This window comes from Kandleria vitulina DSM 20405 (assembly GCF_000702065.1).
In the GTDB taxonomy this organism is placed as follows: Bacteria; Bacillota_I; Bacilli_A; order Erysipelotrichales; family Coprobacillaceae; genus Kandleria; species Kandleria vitulina.
In genome coordinates, this window is record NZ_JNKN01000007.1 from 16,054 (window position 1) to 33,191 (window position 17,138).

Sequence of the window (17,138 nt, forward strand, 5' to 3'; positions counted from 1 at the left end):
CCTATTACTGACTTACTTTCACAAGTGTTGCTCTTACAACACGATCTTTTAACATATAACCTTTCTGAAGTTCTTCTACAACCATATTTGGTTCCATTCCTTCAACTTCTTCAGTCATTACTGCCTGATGGAAGTTTGGATCAAATGGTTTACCTTCAGCTTCAATGGCTTTTACACCATTCTTTTCTAGAATCATTAATAACTGATCATGGATCATCTGATATCCTTTAAGGAAGTTCTTAAGATTTTCATCTCCTGCTTCTGCAGCTAATGATCTTTCAAAGTTATCAATGACTGGCAATAACTCTTCTACAAAGGACTGCATCATGAACTTTTTCTGATTTTCAAATTCAGTGTTCATTCTCTTTTTTGTATTTTCCATATCTGCAAATACTTTATAGTATTCAGTTTTCCACTTATTTGCTTCTTCACTTAAGGCCTTGATTTCAGCCTCAGGATCAGCTTCTTTTTCTTCTGGAGTATCCACTGTTTCTTCAACAGTTTCTTCTTCCATTTCTGTCTCATTGACTTTCTTTTCTTCTGCCATAGTTTTACCTCTCATCATTTTTTCTTTGCTCATCTAAGATGAGACTTTCAATATTCTTACTAATGTACTCTACTAGTGATACAACCTTTTCATATGGCATACGCGTTGGTCCAATCACCGAGATAGAGCCCTTCGAGCGGCTTCCCGTATCAAATGATGCAGAAATGACAGACACATCATTTAAGTCATCAAATGGTGTTTCATTTCCAATCCTGATTGTTACACCTTCTTCTTGAGTCAATGGCTCAAGAAGATTCCATGTCTGTGAATTTTCAAAAGCAGTGACAAGCTTTCTTAGCTTATTGACATCATTGTACTCAGGCTGATAAAGCATGTTATCTTTTCCTGAGAAGTAGATGTTGTTTTTAGCAAACTTCATGAATGCTTCTAAGAAGGCATTGAACAATACTTCATGTTCCTTCACTTTCACATTAAGAATTGGCTTCACATCATTTTCTAATTTCTCAATAACATTGTTAATGGGAACTCCTCTTAACGTTTCATTGATGACATCAACGCAGGCGCTTAAGTCATCCATCATATTCTCATCACGCACTGGGAATGTTCTGTTTTCGACATGTCCCTTATCCGTAACGATAATCGCCGTTGCACTCTTTCTCCCTAAAGGAATAAGTGTAACATTCTGAAAACGTTCGTAGCTAGAATTAGGTCCTAGCGCCACTGTTGTTAAATGAGTCAGCTGACTTAACATTTCGCAACATTGCTGAATAATTTCATTTAGCGAGCGGTTGGTATCCGCAAACAAGGTAGATACCTGATTCTTTACTGTTTCATCCACATCCGGCTGAAGCAGTGTTTCCACATAGAAGTGATAGCCCTTCTTGGATGGCACTCTTCCTGAAGACGTATGCGTCTTATCAAGGTAGTGCTGCTTTTCAAGAAAGTTCATTTCATTTCTGATTGTGGCACTCGAGTAAGGTAATTGATACTTTGTCATAAGAAGCTTACTTCCAACTGGCTCACCTGTCGCAATGAACTCTTCTACAATATATTTGAATATCAGTAATTGTCTTGCCGTAAGCATCTTTCTCACCTCTTTAGCACTCTTCTAATTCAATTGCTAAGTTCATTATACCTGTTTTTTTAGCAGTGTCAACATTTTAGTGCTAAATATTATCTGCCATAAAAAAGACCCCTGGATTAATCCAGGAAGTCCAATAATATAGTATTTAATATCTTTAAAGATTGTTTTGTACAATGAAGATGATTATTCTCTATCACAAGATGATCCTTGTTCTTCTCAATAGCTTTGCCATAGACTTCTTCTACATGTTTATGATAGCGTTCATAGAAATCACAAAGATCCAATCCCTCAAGTAGTCTTAATGACATCATGACATGATTGAACATCGTATCTTCTTCACTTAATGTCGTATAGCTTCTTGTATCTTTCCCTTTAATATATTGAAACAGTGCTCTACTATGATCAATTAATGTGTTATCGATCTTTCCCGATGCACCACTGCCTACACCATAATAGTTTTCATAATGCCAGTATACTTTATTATGTTCTGATTCATGATCTCCTTTAGCATAATTGGAGACTTCATATTGATGATAGCCCATCTTTTCTAATTCATTGACAATAAGATCTGAATAGTAGGCATCTTCATCTTCACTTAATCCTTCATAATGCTCATTATTTAATTTTGTTCCTTCTTCTAATATTAATGAGTAGTAGGAAATATGCTGAAGAGGGAGATGGCTTGCGACTTCTAGATCATAAAGAATATCCTCTTTGCTCTGTGTTGGAAGTCCATACATTAAATCGATAGAAAGATTAGTTAACCCTTTGCCGCAGGCATAAAAGATAACATCTTCTACCATATCCTTATTATGAACACGTTCAATCTTCTTAAGCAGTTCTTCATTAAAGGACTGTACACCTAAGCTTAACCTGTTGATATGATAAGCAATCATCAGATCGATTTTTTCATGAGTCAAAGACTCTGGGTTTGCTTCTATGCAATATTCGATTGTTTTTTCATCATAGAAGCTTGAAAGCATCTGAAACAATCTTTCTAATTGATGAAGCTGAAGAGCACTTGGCGTTCCGCCACCAATATAGATTGTTTTCATCTTTGTAGCAGGTAGTTCTTTTAACTCTTCTTCTAGTCGATCAAGATAGTGATCGACAAGATCTTCTCGATAAAAGACTTTCGCAAAATCACAATAGCTGCAAATACGATCACAAAAAGGAATATGAACATACAGGGAGCTAGTCTGCATGTATGTTCATCTCCTTCGCTAATCCTCCAAGCGATGTTTCTTTATAGGCTACATTCAAGTCACTTCCCGTTTCCTTCATAACCCGTACAACCGCATCAAAGGAAATCTTGTTCTTTCTCACATATCCTAGCTGGCTTGCCAGCATTGCAGCATCCACCGCGCGCATCGCAGCAAAGGCATTACGTTCAATACAAGGAATCTGCACATAGCCTCCGACAGGATCGCAGGTCAAGCCTAGATTGTGTTCTAGCCCCATTTCTGCCGCATAGTCAATGAGCTCATTATTGAGTTCCATGATCCATGCCATCATTGCAGAAGCCATCGCACACGCTGTGCCCACTTCCGCCTGACAGCCACCATCTGCTCCTGATACTGTCGCATTCATCTTTACCGAATTGCCAAACAATCCACCGATTGCTAGAGCCTTCACAAGATCTTTCTTGCTCATATTAAGTTCCTTATAAGCATAATAGAGCACTGCTGGTACCACACCGCTAGCACCACATGTCGGTGCGGTAACAATTGTATTGCCATCCGCATTCTCTTCTGCAACCGCATAGGCGTAGCTTGATACAAACAATCTTCCTCTTTGCATAGGATTGTGTGTATTGAGTGCCTGATTGTACATATCTTTAGCAACGCGTTTGATCTGTAGCTTTCCTTGTAGTACACCACTTTTATGTAGTCCGCTTTGGACACATTCAAACATCGTTTCTAATACTTTAATAAGGTAATCCTGTATATCTTCTTCATCAAATTCAATAACATAATCATAAAGAGAAATGCCTTTTTCGTCACAATATGAAAGTATTTCCTGCATATTCTTATGCGGATAGACATGCTTATGCACCTTTTCCATATCACCTTTAAAGTAGACATCCCCTCCTCCAATGGAATAGACTTCTACTTTCTTGATGCATTCTTCTCCATGATACACATGAACAATCATCCCATTGGGATGATAAGGCAAGGCATCCGCCTTAAATGAAAATGTACAAGGCTTAGGAGAAAGGGTCTTTTCAATAATATGATCAGTAAGATGTCCTTTTCCTGTCAGTGCCAACGATCCATGCAGATCCACATGAAAATGGGTAGCCTGAGGAAATTCTTCCTTGATAATCTTTGCGATAGTCTGTGGTCCCATTGTATGTGAAGAAGAAGGACCAACTCCAATCTTATATAGTTCTTTTAATGACAGCATGTTTCTATGACTCCATATTCAATAAAAATAATTCAAGACCTCGCTGTTTATCTATTAAGCCAGTCTTGATCTTAATATCCAATTCAGAAAGGGCATTGAGCTTTTCTAGAAGCTCATTGATTTCGAAACCTTCCCCATTCTTTCTGATAGGATAAATAGCTCTTGGATTTAATCCACACATACGTGCTATTTCTTTATCCTGATATCCTTTTCGAGAAAGAAGTTTTACCTGATAAAGATTACGTAATGAATTAGCGATTAACCCAATAAGTGCAATAGGTTCATGATTGGTTACCATTAAGTCTTTATAGATCATCATGGTCTTATTTAAATCATGTTTTAATATCGCATTTGTTAAAGCGAAGACATCCTCTTCTAACGGTGCTGCTACTAGCTTATTGATATCTTCTACTTTAATATCTTTAGTATAAAGACAAAGCTTATCTACCTGATGAGAGATCTCATAGAGATCTTCTCCTATTCGATTTAATAATAATGTCAAAGCTTCATCTTCAATCTTGCATCCTCTTGAACGAATAGCTTCTCTTGTAGACTTATAAAGCTGATTAAATGATACATGATTCATTTCAAAAAACTGTGCATGTTTTCTTAATGTCTTCATGACCTTCTTACGTTCATCAAAATTCCCTTCATCATGATAAATCACAAATACTGTTGTGGGATTATCATGTGAAATGTAGTCAATGAACATCGCTACATCATTCTCATTGACCGTCTTTTGTTTCTTGGACGTAAGAAACAATGGTTCTTTCATAATAACCATCTTATATTCTGTTAAAAAAGGTGGTGTCTTGGCATCTTCCAAAACCTGAGACATAGGTGTTTCACCCATGTAGTAGCTCATGAGATTCATCTCTTCTACTGAGCAATGATACTTCTTTTTTAATTCGTCGAGCTTCTTTTCCATCAGAAGTCTTTCTACACCATGTATTACAATGTTCATCTTTCATCACCAGGATTTATTATATCGTTTTTCTTATATGAGGACAATCCATTAGCGATAAACAAAATAGTCATTTCCATAATGTCGAATGCAGAAGTTTCCATCCTTGTCGGTTCTTAAAATCATAATGCCTCTCTCCTTTAGTCTATTGATGACCACTCTACCAGGATGTCCGTAGCGATTGTGTTTCCCTACTCCAATAAAGGCAATACGGGGATGGATCATTTCAAACAGCTTTACGCCTGAAGAGTTTGGACTTCCGTGATGAGATACCTTTAATACATCAACCTTAAGCTTGCCATATTCCTGATAGAGCTCTTCTTCTTTATGTGAAGAGATATCTCCAGTAAATAAATAATGTAATTGATGATAGTGACAATACATAACTAATGAATTATCATTCTTATCTTCACTTTTACTTGTCTTTAACATGCGTATATTAAGATCACCGATCTGTCTTTCTTTTTCATAATGATCTATGACATGATAAATTGGAAAATGTTCCTTTAGACTTTTTAATGCACCATAGTGATCATAGTCATGATGGGAAACATAGACATAATCAAGATGATCAACTCCCTTGCTTTTTAAGAAAGGAATGATCGTAGAAACCGCAAGATCATAATCTTTGTTCCCACCCGTATCAATCAAGATATTCCCTTGATTGAATGGAAGAATAATATAGCTGCAGTCCCCTTGTCCCACATTGATCATTCCTACTTCCCCATAGATCTTATAGACAGAATGAATATGAGATATAAAAAGAAGTGCACATAAAAATGCTAAAAAATGTCTTTTGTCATTACGGTTTTGATGATAAAGATAAGAAAAATAAAGATAGTAGAACATGACTATAAAAAACAAGGAAGGGTGTTCATAGACTAAGGTAACAGGAAAAGCATGACAAAAATGAAGGATGCTTTGAAAGACAATAATGATTGCTTTATAGAAAAGAGAAAGAAAAGGAAAAAGTATTGATAAGAGTGTTGAAATATAAAACAGTTTTACAAAGGGTTCTAATAGTAGTGCCAATAAAAAAGAAAACACATTAATAGAATGATTCATCATAATCACAATGGGCAATGTAGATAAATAGATATACAAAGTACGAATAGATAATGATTGCGTCATCAGAATCACAAAGTAAATGGAATAGGAAAAAAGAAAAGATGTGGAATAAAGGATATAGGGATTATAAAGAAGATTGATGATCACCAATAAAGAAAGTACATCTAGCTTATTGAAGTACTTCTTTAATGCCCCATTACCTACCAGTGTCAGATAGGCACGATATAAGGAGATGTTGTAAGGTATTGAAAATACATAAAGACCCATGAGTACCTTAGCGACGTTTTCACTTTTCTTCTTAGATAAAAGGTAGGAAAGAATTCTTGTGAGAAAAGTAAACAATACGCTCATATGCATCCCAGAAAGTGCAAACAGATGAACGATGGATAAGCTTGTCATCTCCTTGTAGTCTTCTGAAATACCTTCGTCCTTATATCCTAATAAAAACATGCGCTGATAACTTCTTATGGTCGCAGATGAAGAGAAGCTTTTTTCTAATATGTTCGCAAAAGAAAAATGATGTTTAATCGATACAATCGCATCTACACTTGCTTTTCCTACGATCTTTTGAGATTTAAGATAAAGTCGTTCATCAAAGCCATGATCATTATCTGGAGAACGAATAGCAAGAGGATGAATGCGGGCAATGATTTCATCATTGTAGGTAAGCTTATGATCACAGTAAAGTTTTACTTTCCCATAATCACTTTTAAGAAGATAATATTTTCCTCGACAATCCACAACATGTCCTTTTATATAATGTGGCAGATAGATCTTATTTTCTGGTCTTAACATTATAAATGACAAGATGACAACCACTATTATAGACATGCATGAGGTTTTCTTATAAAAGAAATAAAGATAAGGAATCAAGAAGATCAAGAAGACCCATGAATCTTTTACAAGTATGACAAGAATAAGAAAGAGAGCATAATAAAAGAGATGATATCTTATAAACATATATAATCACGGTAGTTCAAGAATCGCTTTTCTCCAATGCCAGGAACATTCATTAAATCCTCAATCCAATTAAAGCGATTCTTTTTACGATAATCAATAATTCTTTGAGCCATCTTCTCTCCTACTCCTGAAAGTTTCTTAAAGTCTTCTTTTGTTCCATGATTCAAGGAAATAAGACCATTTCTTTTATAAGGCAGATAGATTGTCTGTTCTGCCGTTACACTGCGTTCTAATGGCAATGCATCAATGTTGGCATTCTTCTTGATTCCTACTTCCTTGATCACATCCTTCATTGTCATTCCTTCCTTAATCGCAAAGTCCCCTGTCTTTTTAAATGCTCCTTCTAAGGTAATATAGAGAGCCTTTTCTTGAGTCTGATCCATTTTAGCAGGCTGTCTATAGGAATAGATCATTGATACGATACTCAAGAGAATGAAGGCAATAAATTTTAATTTCTTCATAAACATAAAAAGAGATTCTGATTATTCATCAAAATCTCTTGGTATATGAAAGTGATCATAGGCAGCCTGCGTTGCGATTCTTCCACGATGTGTTCTTTTTATTAGACCTTTTTGTAAAAGATATGGTTCATAAACATCTTCCAATGTAACAGATTCTTCCCCGATACTTGCTGCTAAGGCTTCAAGACCAACCGGTCCTCCCTGGAATCGATTGATGATACCTAACAGGTAACGGCGATCGACGTCATCCAATCCAAGCTGGTCAACTTTTAAACGATTGAGGGCTTCTTTGGTTCTGTCTTGGGTAATGATGTCATCTCCAAAATACTGAGCAAAATCTCTGACACGTCTAAATAGCCTATTGGCAATACGTGGTGTCCCTCTCGATCGCTTAGCTAACTCGACTTTTGCTTCTTCATCCATGTTCATTCCATAGACACCGCTTGTTCTTGAAATGATCTGTGTCAGTTCATCCTGACTATAATAATCGAGCTTTGCGACGATCCCGAAACGGTCTCTTAACGGTGCGGAGATGTCTCCCGCCCTCGTTGTCGCACCTACTAATGTGAATGGTGGAAGATCAATACGTACTGAACGGGTTGTATTTTCTTTTCCGATGACAACATCTACACAATAGTCTTCCATTGCCGGATAAAGAATTTCTTCTACAACCTTATTTAATCGATGAATCTCATCGATAAACAATACATCACCAGGATTTAATGATGTAAGAATAGCGACAAGATCACCTGTCTTCTCAATAGCTGGAGCTGTTGTAATTTTAATATGCGACCCCATCTCATTGGCAATGATCATCGCCATTGTCGTTTTACCTAGTCCTGGAGGGCCGTAGAGAAGGACATGATCAAGTGATTCATCTCTAAGCTTAGCCGCCCCTACAAAGACTCTTAAATTATCTTTTAGATCTGTCTGTCCAACATATTCATCAAAAGAAATTGGTCTTAGACTACTTTCTTCATCTTCAATATGTTCATCAATATCATATACATCACGATCCATAATGCCTTTCCTTTCTTTATTTAGTCATTAAAGCTAATGCTTTCTTCACAAAGCCATTGGTATCAAGATTTTCATTTCTGATTGTCTTCATGACTTTTTCTACATCTTTCTGTTTATATCCTAATGCAACTAGCACTTCAATTGCTTCTTCATATTCTTTCGCATCTCCACTTAATGCTTCAATACGTTCAACACCATCGAACTTGCCTTTTAGATCAAGAATAATCTGCTGTGCTGCTTTTGGTCCAATGCCTGGGAAACTCTTAAGGAACTTGGCATCACTGTTTTCAATAGCCTGAATAATATCATTAACATTGCCAGTTGCCAATATAGCCACTGCACTCTTTGGTCCAATTCCTTTTACTTTAATAAGCTTTAAAAAGAGTTCCTTCTGCTCACTTGTTTCAAATCCATAAAGGCGCATATCATTTTCAGTAATACTTTGAAAAATATGAACTGTCGCTTCTTTATTTCTTGTGAAAGCATAAGGATTAGGTACATAGACAAGATAACCTATCCCATTATTATCCATAACAATATGATCACTCGCAAGTGCGACAATCAATCCTTTAATATAGCTATACATACGTATCCTCCTAGACTTCCTGTCTATTCTATCATAAATGGATACAAAAAAGTATGATGAATAATCATCATACTTAATTATAGAAATCAAATTCAAAGTCCATGATCCGAATTGTATCGCCATCTTGGGCACCTGAAATACGTAACGCTTCATCGACACCAAGATTTCTCATCTGTCTAGCGAAACGCTTGAATCCATCATCTGTGTAAAGTGAAGCCATCTGTACAAGTTTTTCCACTTTTTCACCAGTGACAATCCATAAACCGTTTCCTCTATTATGGATTTCAAATGGAGGTGTATCCATTTCTTCGAATGTGTAAAGAACACTGTCTTCCTCTTCTTCCATAACAGATTCAGGAGCAGTTGCCAACGTATCTGCAATAGCATATAAGATCTGATCTAAACCTTCATGAATAGGTGCAATCATTGGATAGATTTTTACATCTTCTCCTACTTTTTCCTGGAAACGACGTAAATTTTCTTCTGATTCATCCAAGTCCATCTTATTAGCTACGATGATCTGTGGACGATTCATTAATCCATAATTGTATTCTTCTAGTTCCTTATTGATCTGAACATAATCTTCATATGGATCTCTGCCTTCGCTACCGCTCATATCGATGATATGAACAATAACACGACATCTTTCAATATGTCTTAAGAACTGATGTCCAAGACCACGTCCCTGAGATGCACCTTCAATAAGACCAGGAAGATCCGCCATAACAAATGAACGGCCATCCTTTACCTGAACAACACCTAAATTAGGGACAATAGTAGTGAAATGATAATCTGCAATCTTAGGTTTTGCCTTAGTGACAACTGAAAGGAATGTAGATTTACCAACACTAGGGAATCCTACTAATCCAACATCAGCCAATAGCTTAAGTTCGACTTTAAGATTCATCTTTTCCCCAGGTTCACCACGTTCACAGATTGTTGGAGCAGGGTTTCTAGAAGATGCAAATCTTGCATTACCTCTACCACCACGACCACCTCTACAGATTGTCGCATGCTGTCCATCTTCCACTAAGTCAGCTAATAGCTGATCAGTATCTGCATTATAAATAACAGTCCCTACAGGAACCTTGATAATAAGATCGGCTGCATCAGCACCATACATCTTTTTAGCCATACCGTTCTGTCCAGCACGAGCTTTATATTCTCTTTGATATCTTAAATCTAATAATGTTGTGAGGGAATTAGTTGCATGAAAAACAATGCTGCCACCTTTTCCGCCATCTCCTCCGGCTGGTCCACCTTTTGGAACATGGGCTTCTCGTCTAAATGCAACAACACCGTCGCCACCTTTTCCAGCTTCAGCATAGATATTAACCTGATCGATAAATTTCATTTGTTCACCTCTTTTACTTTATAATTATTTTACTGCATTATCACTAAAAAAAGAACCCCTGTTGGGATTCCTTTTCATTAAGCTTCTGGATATACAGAAACCTGTTTCTTTTTCTTTCCAACTCTTTCGTATTTAACAACACCGTCAACTTTTGCGAATAAAGTGTCGTCTCCGCCTTTACCTACGTTAGTACCTGGGAAGATTTTAGTTCCTCTCTGTCTATAGATAATAGAACCAGCTGTACAGAACTGACCATCTGATAATTTAGCACCTAAACGTTTAGATTCTGAATCACGGCCGTTCTTAGTAGAACTAACACCTTTCTTAGAAGCGAATAACTGTAAATTTAATTTGAATAACATTGTCTTATTCCTCCTCATATTTTATGTGAATGTATTGCCCATTTGATTCTTCTACACAAGCCAATGTAATCATCAAAGTCTCTAGTATTAATTGATCATCACGTGTTGCGTTATCCGTTTCAATACAGACATAACCTTCTTGCATCTCGATTGTCCCACGGTCTAAAAAACCGTACTTTGCTAATGTGTTGCACACACCAGTCACTGCAGTGCTCACGCCTGCGCAAACGAGATCTTTACCATATTCATCAGAACCAGCATGACCACTTACTGTAAGTCTTACATGATTTTGACGGCTGGTAAAATGAACCTTTATCATATTAACCTAAGATTTCTTTAACAGTTAACTTAGTATAAGGCTGTCTATGACCCTGTTTTTTATGATAATGTTTCTTTGGTTCATATTTGTAGACAGTAACCTTCTTTTCTTTACCCTGTTTTTCAACAGTAGCTGTTACAGTAGCACCAGCAACATAAGGATTACCAATCTTTACAGTCTTGTCACCAACTAATAATACTTTATCAAAAGTATATGTTTCGCCAGCTTCAACATCTAATTTTTCTACGAAAATAGTATCTCCGGCTTCAACTTTTAACTGTTTTCCACCAGTTTCAATAATTGCGTACATTGATGTACCTCCTTTTGTAAATATTCTTAGACTCGCCAACCAAGGCAGCTGATTGCTTTAATACCTTTTATGAGCGGTTGTAGCTAGAGGTCTACAACAAAAGTATACTACCATCTTTAAACTAGCTCGTCAATTGAAAATTTTAATTTTTATTGAGAATTATTGCTTAATTTTTCTAAAGCCACTCTTGGGCAGGCACGCTCATACACTTCCTGCAGTTTTTTCTTTGACACATGCGTATAGACCTGCGTTGTAGAGAGGTGGGAATGTCCCAAGAGTTCCTGTACCACCCTGATGTCCATGCCTGCATCTAAAAGATGTGTCGCAAAGGAATGACGAATAGTATGAGGATGAATTTTCTTTAGTGGATCATAGTGAGCCATTGTGCGATCGACCACATTTTCCACTCCTCTGTTTGTAAGTCTCTTTCCTCTTCTGTTGACAAAGACATAATCATGATTTTCATGATAGGCTGCCATCAATTCTCTTCTTGATGTTTCAAGATACTTTACAAGACATTCTTTGGCATAAGAATGAAATGGTACATATCGCTGCTTGTTGCCTTTCCCTTCTACAAGAAGAAGAGATTCATCAAGATGAACATTCTCTAATCTAAGATTAACAACTTCCGCGCATCTTAATCCTGAAGCATACATTAATTCAAGCATCGCCTTATTTCTTACGCCCAAATCATCTTTGGTTTCAATGCTGTCAAGATACCCCATCATTTCTTCTACATAAAGAAAATCTGGATTGTGGGTTCCTGTCTTTAATGATTTAACTAATAAGAAAGGATTCATCTTGATGTCATTGTTTCTAGCAAGATACTTGAAAAAGCTTCTTAAAGAACTCAATCGATGATTGATTGTCACATGTGATAATCCTTCTGAATTCAAGTAGACAAGATAGCTTCTAATGAAAAGATAATCTACTTCCTTAAAAGAAGAAAGCGATTCTCTTCTCATATAGCTAATAAAATCATTTATTTCTCTTTGATACGATTGATAAGTCAAATCAGAATATCGCTTTTGATATTTAAGATAATGCAAAAATGCATCTCTTTCTTTATTCACTATAGTTACCTTCAATAAATGCTTTCATCTTATCAATCGCTCTTTTTGCGTAGGCATCCTTCTTTTCCTTCTTCTTCACCTTAAACTCAAGATCAGGCAAAATACCAAAGTTAGCCTTCATTGGCTGGAAGTCAGTCTTACTAGCATGAGTGATATAGTAAGCCAATGATCCCATGACAGTCTGTCTTGGGAAGACGATTGGTTCTTCATTTTTAAGATATCTTACCATATTCATACCGGCAACCATTCCGCTTTGTGCTGATTCTACATACCCTTCTACACCTGTCATCTGTCCAGCAAAGAACAGATCTTCACGATCTTTATACTGATATGTTGGTTTTAAAAACATTGGTGAATTCAAGAAACAGTTACGATGCATAACTCCATATCTGACAATCTTGGCATTTTCCAATCCTGGAATCATATGAATAATACGATCCTGTTCTCCCCATTTCAAATGAGTCTGGAATCCTACGATATTATAAAGGCTGCCAACCGCATTATCCTGACGAAGCTGAACAACTGCTTCATCTCTTTTGCCACCATCTCTTTCAAGTCCTACTGGTTTCATTGGACCAAACAATAATGTCTGTTTTCCCCTGCGGGCCATTTCTTCAAATGGCATACATCCTTCAAAGAATTTTTCTTCATAATCATGTGGTTTCACTGTTTCTGCATTAATTAATGCATCATAGAAAGCATCAAACTGTTCCTTGTTCATTGGACAGTTGATATATTCAGCGTCCCCTTTATCATAACGTGATTTATAGTAGGCAATATCAAAGTTGATACTATCCTTCTCTACAATAGGTGCTGCTGCATCATAGAAATAGAAGTATTCTTCCATTCCTAACAGTTTAGCAATTTCTTTAGATAAGCCATCACTTGTCAAAGGTCCTGAAGCAATGATAGTAGGTCCTTCAGGAATCTTAGTTACTTCTTCATTGATGACATTAACCAATGGATGGTTCTTAATATAATTCGTTATATCTTCACTAAAGCCAAAGCGATCTACTGCTAATGATCCACCAGCGGGTACCGCATGTTTTCTGGCATATTCAATGATCAATGAATGATTCATTGTCATTTCTTCTTTTAAGACACCCACCGCATTCTTTAATCCGTCAGCTCTTAATGAATTGGAACATACAAGTTCCGCAAAAAATTCTGTTTTATGTGCATCTGTACTTTTGACAGGACGCATTTCATAAAGGTTAACAGGAATACCTGCACGAACAAGCTGATTAACAGCTTCTACCCCAGCAAGTCCTGCCCCGATTACATTTACTCTTTTTTCCATATTTATCACCGTCTTCATATTATCATGAAAAAATAGAAAAATGAACTGCAAAGCAGTCCATTATTCGTCAGTTTTCTTTGTATCTTTAATAATTGTCTTACACTTAGGATAGTTAGAACAAGCCTTAAATTCCCCAAATCGTCCTCGCTTAATGACAATCGGACTTCCACAGTTAGGACATTTTTCTCCTGTTTCCTTAGGTTCCTGTCCTTTAATGTGCTTGCACTTTGGATAATTTGAGCACGCTTCAAACATACCATAGCGTCCTCTCTTATAGACCATAGGGCTACCACACTTAGGACATGTTTCCCCAGTTGGTTCTCCGGTCTTATCATTTTCATCCTTCTTGATGTATTTACATTCAGGGAAATTTGAACAAGCTACAAATTCTCCATAGCGTCCTTTACGTACGACAAGATCTCCACCACATTCAGGACATTTTTCTCCTGTTTTCTTTGGTTCAATCTTTTCCATGCCATCATATGCTTTTTCTAGAAGTGGTTCAAACTTTTCTTCGAACTTAGAGATAGCATTGACATAGGTATCCTGTCCGTTCGCAATTTCATCCAAGGCATTTTCCATGTAAGCTGTGTATTCTACATTGATGATAGAATCAAAATATTCAAGCAGTTTCTTATTAGTAAGAATGCCTGATTCAGTAGGAATGAATGACTTATTGTCAATCTGTACATAGTCTCTTGTCACGATAGTATCAATGATTGAGGCATATGTAGATGGACGACCAATTCCTAATTCTTCAAGTTCTTTAATCAGCTTCGCTTCAGTATAGCGTGCTGGTGGTTTAGTGAAATGCTGCTGTTTATCAATATCAGTTGAAGTTAATACTTCCTCTTCTTTTAAAGCTGGCAATACTTCATTGCTTGCTTTTTCATATTGACCATAGACTCTTAAGTAACCATCAAACTTCATTACGCTTCCTGATGCATTGAATTTGTAGTCATTATTATCAAGAACAATTGAAGTCGCATCCATTTTTGCTGGTGCCATAAGTGATGCCATAGCACGTGCGTATATTAATGAATAAAGCTTAAACTGTTCAGCACTTAAATATTCCTTAACACTCTCAGGTGTTCTCTTGATGCTAGTTGGACGAATCCCTTCATGGGCATCCTGAACATTTTCAGTCTTCTTAGAAACCTTAGCACGACCAACGTACTCTTTACCATATTTTTCTGTAATATAGTCTTTTGCTTCTGCCACAAACTCAGGTGCTAAACGAATGGAGTCCGTTCTCATGTAGGTAATAAGACCGACAGTATCTTCTCCTAAATCAATACCTTCATAAAGCTTCTGAGCAATGGACATTGTACGCTTTGCCTTGAAGTTAAGTTTAGAAGAGGCTTCCTGCTGTAATGTAGAAGTAATGAATGGCGCCTTAGAATTTCTCTTCTTAACGCTCTTCTTTAATGATTCAACAGTAAAATCTTTTGACAATGAATCAAAGATCTTCTGTGCTTCTTCTCCATTCTTGATTTCACATTTCTTAGTCTTATGTTTTGTAAGCTGAGCTTCAAATTTTGTATGATCTTTTTCAAAAGACGCTGTGATATTCCAATATTCTTCTGGTACGAACGCCTTGATTTCTTCTTCTTTTTCACAGATTAATCTTAATGCAACTGACTGTACACGTCCTGCTGATTTCGATTTGATCTTTCTTTGTAATAATTTAGAAAGCTTAAAACCGATGATACGATCTAGAACACGTCTTGTTTCCTGAGATTTTACAAGATTCTGATCAATCTTTCTTGGATGTTCCAATGCCTGTGTAATTGCATTTTTAGTAACCTCATGGAATTCAATACGGTTATTTTGATCCATATCAATATCAAGAACCTGTGCCAAATGCCAAGAAATCGCTTCTCCCTCACGATCGGGATCGGTTGCGAGATAGACATAGTCAGCATCTTTTACATATTTCTTTAATTCTTTCACTACATCTTTTTTTCCTCTACTAATAGAGTAGTTAGGAGCATAATCATTTTCTAGATCAATACCAAGACCGCCTTTTCCTGTCGTTGCAAGATCGCGAATATGCCCTTTAGAAGATGTAACAATGAAATCTTCCCCTAAATATTTAGCAATAGTTTTTGATTTAGATGGTGATTCCACAATGACGAGATTTTTCATGTGTATCGCCTCCTTACGCTTTCCTATTATTAAACATTTAACAAATATTTGTCAACATTAATATAGCTCTTCAATAATATCTTCACCTTTCAAAACAATCTTTGCACCTTGTGCAATAAGCTCATTGCAGCCCTGTGGATCATCTATTCTTCCTGGTACTGCCAATACATCTTTTCCCTGTTCTAACGCAAATCCTACCGTAATCATCGTACCGCTTTTTCGATGTGCTTCCATGACAACCACTTTTGAAGAAAGGCCGGATATCAATCTGTTTCTTTTTGGAAAACAATCTTTTCTTGGCATCATATCTAATGGATATTCAGAGATGACAAGTTCATTTTCTTTCATCTGACGATACATCTCTTCATGTTTTTTAGGATAGCAATAATCAATCCCACTGCCAAGAACAGCACAGGTATGAAGATGATTCCTCATTGCTTCACGATGACACTCTCCATCAATGCCAATGGCCATTCCTGAAATGATAGTGATCTCTTCATGAGATAGCTGACTAATCAATGTTTGTGTCGCTTTTCTCCCATAACAAGAAGGATGACGGGTACCGATCATGCCGATACATTTCTTATTAAGAATCTTTAAATCACCATAATAAAACAATACAAAAGGTGGACAGGTAATCTCTTTAAGCTGATCAGGATAATCTTCACTGATAATAGTCGTGTACTTGCTTTTTACCTTTGAAAGCATCCTCTTCTTATCTTCCTCTTCCACATATTCCTTTTCTTCTAAAGCTTTTAAAATAAGATCAAAATCTCCGTTGTACTTTAATGCAAAATAAACAAGTATTTCTTCCATATGTCATTTTTACCATCACTCATCTTTATAAGAAAGCTCTTTTATAAACATTCTTTGTTTCTTTGGCGTTAACAATAAACCAATAAGGCTTGCCCCAATAATCATGTAAGACAATTGATCGTTAGCAGAAACAACATAGATATGTTCTCCATTATTATTCCATAAAGAAAAAGAACATGATTTGATAGCCTTGATCATTTTCACATTCTTCTTTTCTCTTATTTCTTTAGCTAAATTATCAATGTAGACATAGTCTTTTTCTGATAAAGGATAGACCAAGAAATAACGCATACATATGTAATAATAGTTTCTTTTCTTATAATAGATAACGAATTCTTTATTGTCTAATATTTTAAGATAAAGTAGACAACTCATGGTGTAACCTCCTATTATCTTTAT

General features: G+C 36.4%; 18 protein-coding genes and 1 other annotated feature. All 18 genes read right to left on the minus strand.

The genetic code is table 11. The features are described from left to right. Positions 1–4: 4 nt before the first annotated feature. The 18 genes from grpE to T513_RS0103350 all read right to left on the minus strand — a co-directional run bounded on the left by grpE (position 5) and on the right by T513_RS0103350 (position 17,114). Positions 5–547 carry a nucleotide exchange factor GrpE gene (gene grpE, locus T513_RS0103265; protein ID WP_236700957.1) on the minus strand — a complete coding sequence of 181 codons (543 nt, stop codon included), beginning with the start codon at positions 545–547 and terminating at the stop codon, positions 5–7. 4 nt (positions 548–551) lie between these two features. After that, positions 552–1,592 (minus strand): heat-inducible transcriptional repressor HrcA, encoded by a 1,041-nt coding sequence (hrcA, locus tag T513_RS0103270; RefSeq protein ID WP_029070646.1) that lies wholly within the window; start codon positions 1,590–1,592, stop codon positions 552–554. A gap of 116 nt (positions 1,593–1,708) precedes the next feature. Further along, on the minus strand, positions 1,709–2,797 hold the full coding sequence (gene hemW, locus T513_RS0103275; protein ID WP_031588922.1) for a radical SAM family heme chaperone HemW: 1,089 nt from the start codon (positions 2,795–2,797) through the stop codon (positions 1,709–1,711). Then, complete coding sequence (locus T513_RS0103280; protein WP_031588924.1) at positions 2,787–3,998, minus strand: L-serine ammonia-lyase, iron-sulfur-dependent, subunit alpha; 1,212 nt, start codon at positions 3,996–3,998, stop codon at positions 2,787–2,789. The genes hemW and T513_RS0103280 overlap by 11 nt, the downstream gene beginning before the upstream one ends. Before the next feature lie 4 nt (positions 3,999–4,002). Continuing rightward, positions 4,003–4,962, minus strand: a complete 960-nt coding sequence (holA, locus tag T513_RS0103285; protein WP_031588925.1) for a DNA polymerase III subunit delta — start codon at positions 4,960–4,962, stop codon at positions 4,003–4,005. A 51-nt stretch (positions 4,963–5,013) separates the two neighbouring features. Further along, positions 5,014–6,861: a ComEC/Rec2 family competence protein gene (locus tag T513_RS0103290; protein ID WP_162176417.1), complete on the minus strand. Its 1,848-nt coding sequence runs from the start codon at positions 6,859–6,861 to the stop codon at positions 5,014–5,016. 119 nt (positions 6,862–6,980) lie between these two features. After that, positions 6,981–7,457, minus strand: coding sequence for a ComEA family DNA-binding protein (locus T513_RS0103295; protein ID WP_238551730.1), 477 nt, complete (start codon positions 7,455–7,457; stop codon positions 6,981–6,983). A gap of 15 nt (positions 7,458–7,472) precedes the next feature. After that, a complete protein-coding gene (gene ruvB / locus T513_RS0103300; RefSeq protein ID WP_029070652.1) occupies positions 7,473–8,471 on the minus strand; it encodes a Holliday junction branch migration DNA helicase RuvB in 999 nt (332 codons plus the stop codon). A 16-nt stretch (positions 8,472–8,487) separates the two neighbouring features. Then, entirely contained in the window at positions 8,488–9,057 is a 570-nt protein-coding gene (ruvA, locus tag T513_RS0103305) for a Holliday junction branch migration protein RuvA (RefSeq protein ID WP_031588929.1), read from the minus strand. 73 nt (positions 9,058–9,130) lie between these two features. Beyond that, positions 9,131–10,411: a GTPase ObgE gene (gene obgE / locus T513_RS0103310; protein WP_029070654.1), complete on the minus strand. Its 1,281-nt coding sequence runs from the start codon at positions 10,409–10,411 to the stop codon at positions 9,131–9,133. A gap of 77 nt (positions 10,412–10,488) precedes the next feature. Further along, on the minus strand, positions 10,489–10,773 hold the full coding sequence (rpmA, locus tag T513_RS0103315; RefSeq protein ID WP_029070655.1) for a 50S ribosomal protein L27: 285 nt from the start codon (positions 10,771–10,773) through the stop codon (positions 10,489–10,491). Positions 10,774–10,777: 4 nt separating this feature from the next. Continuing rightward, positions 10,778–11,092, minus strand: a complete 315-nt coding sequence (locus T513_RS0103320) for a ribosomal-processing cysteine protease Prp (protein ID WP_029070656.1) — start codon at positions 11,090–11,092, stop codon at positions 10,778–10,780. 1 nt (position 11,093) lies between these two features. Then, positions 11,094–11,402: a 50S ribosomal protein L21 gene (rplU, locus tag T513_RS0103325; protein ID WP_029070657.1), complete on the minus strand. Its 309-nt coding sequence runs from the start codon at positions 11,400–11,402 to the stop codon at positions 11,094–11,096. An 18-nt stretch (positions 11,403–11,420) separates the two neighbouring features. Continuing rightward, positions 11,421–11,491: a sequence feature (ribosomal protein L21 leader region), on the minus strand. 60 nt (positions 11,492–11,551) lie between these two features. Next, positions 11,552–12,475 carry a tyrosine-type recombinase/integrase gene (locus T513_RS0103330; RefSeq protein ID WP_029070658.1) on the minus strand — a complete coding sequence of 308 codons (924 nt, stop codon included), beginning with the start codon at positions 12,473–12,475 and terminating at the stop codon, positions 11,552–11,554. After that, on the minus strand, positions 12,468–13,775 hold the full coding sequence (trmFO, locus tag T513_RS0103335; RefSeq protein WP_031588932.1) for a methylenetetrahydrofolate--tRNA-(uracil(54)-C(5))-methyltransferase (FADH(2)-oxidizing) TrmFO: 1,308 nt from the start codon (positions 13,773–13,775) through the stop codon (positions 12,468–12,470). Before trmFO ends, T513_RS0103330 begins: the two co-directional genes overlap by 8 nt. A gap of 60 nt (positions 13,776–13,835) precedes the next feature. Further along, the gene (topA, locus tag T513_RS0103340) at positions 13,836–15,923 is read right to left on the minus strand and encodes a type I DNA topoisomerase (RefSeq protein ID WP_031588933.1); all 2,088 of its coding nucleotides are present in this window, start codon (positions 15,921–15,923) and stop codon (positions 13,836–13,838) included. A 57-nt stretch (positions 15,924–15,980) separates the two neighbouring features. After that, on the minus strand, positions 15,981–16,739 hold the full coding sequence (gene dprA / locus T513_RS0103345; protein WP_031588934.1) for a DNA-processing protein DprA: 759 nt from the start codon (positions 16,737–16,739) through the stop codon (positions 15,981–15,983). 15 nt (positions 16,740–16,754) lie between these two features. Then, positions 16,755–17,114 (minus strand): hypothetical protein, encoded by a 360-nt coding sequence (locus T513_RS0103350; protein ID WP_029070662.1) that lies wholly within the window; start codon positions 17,112–17,114, stop codon positions 16,755–16,757. Between the last annotated feature and the right edge of the window lie 24 nt (positions 17,115–17,138).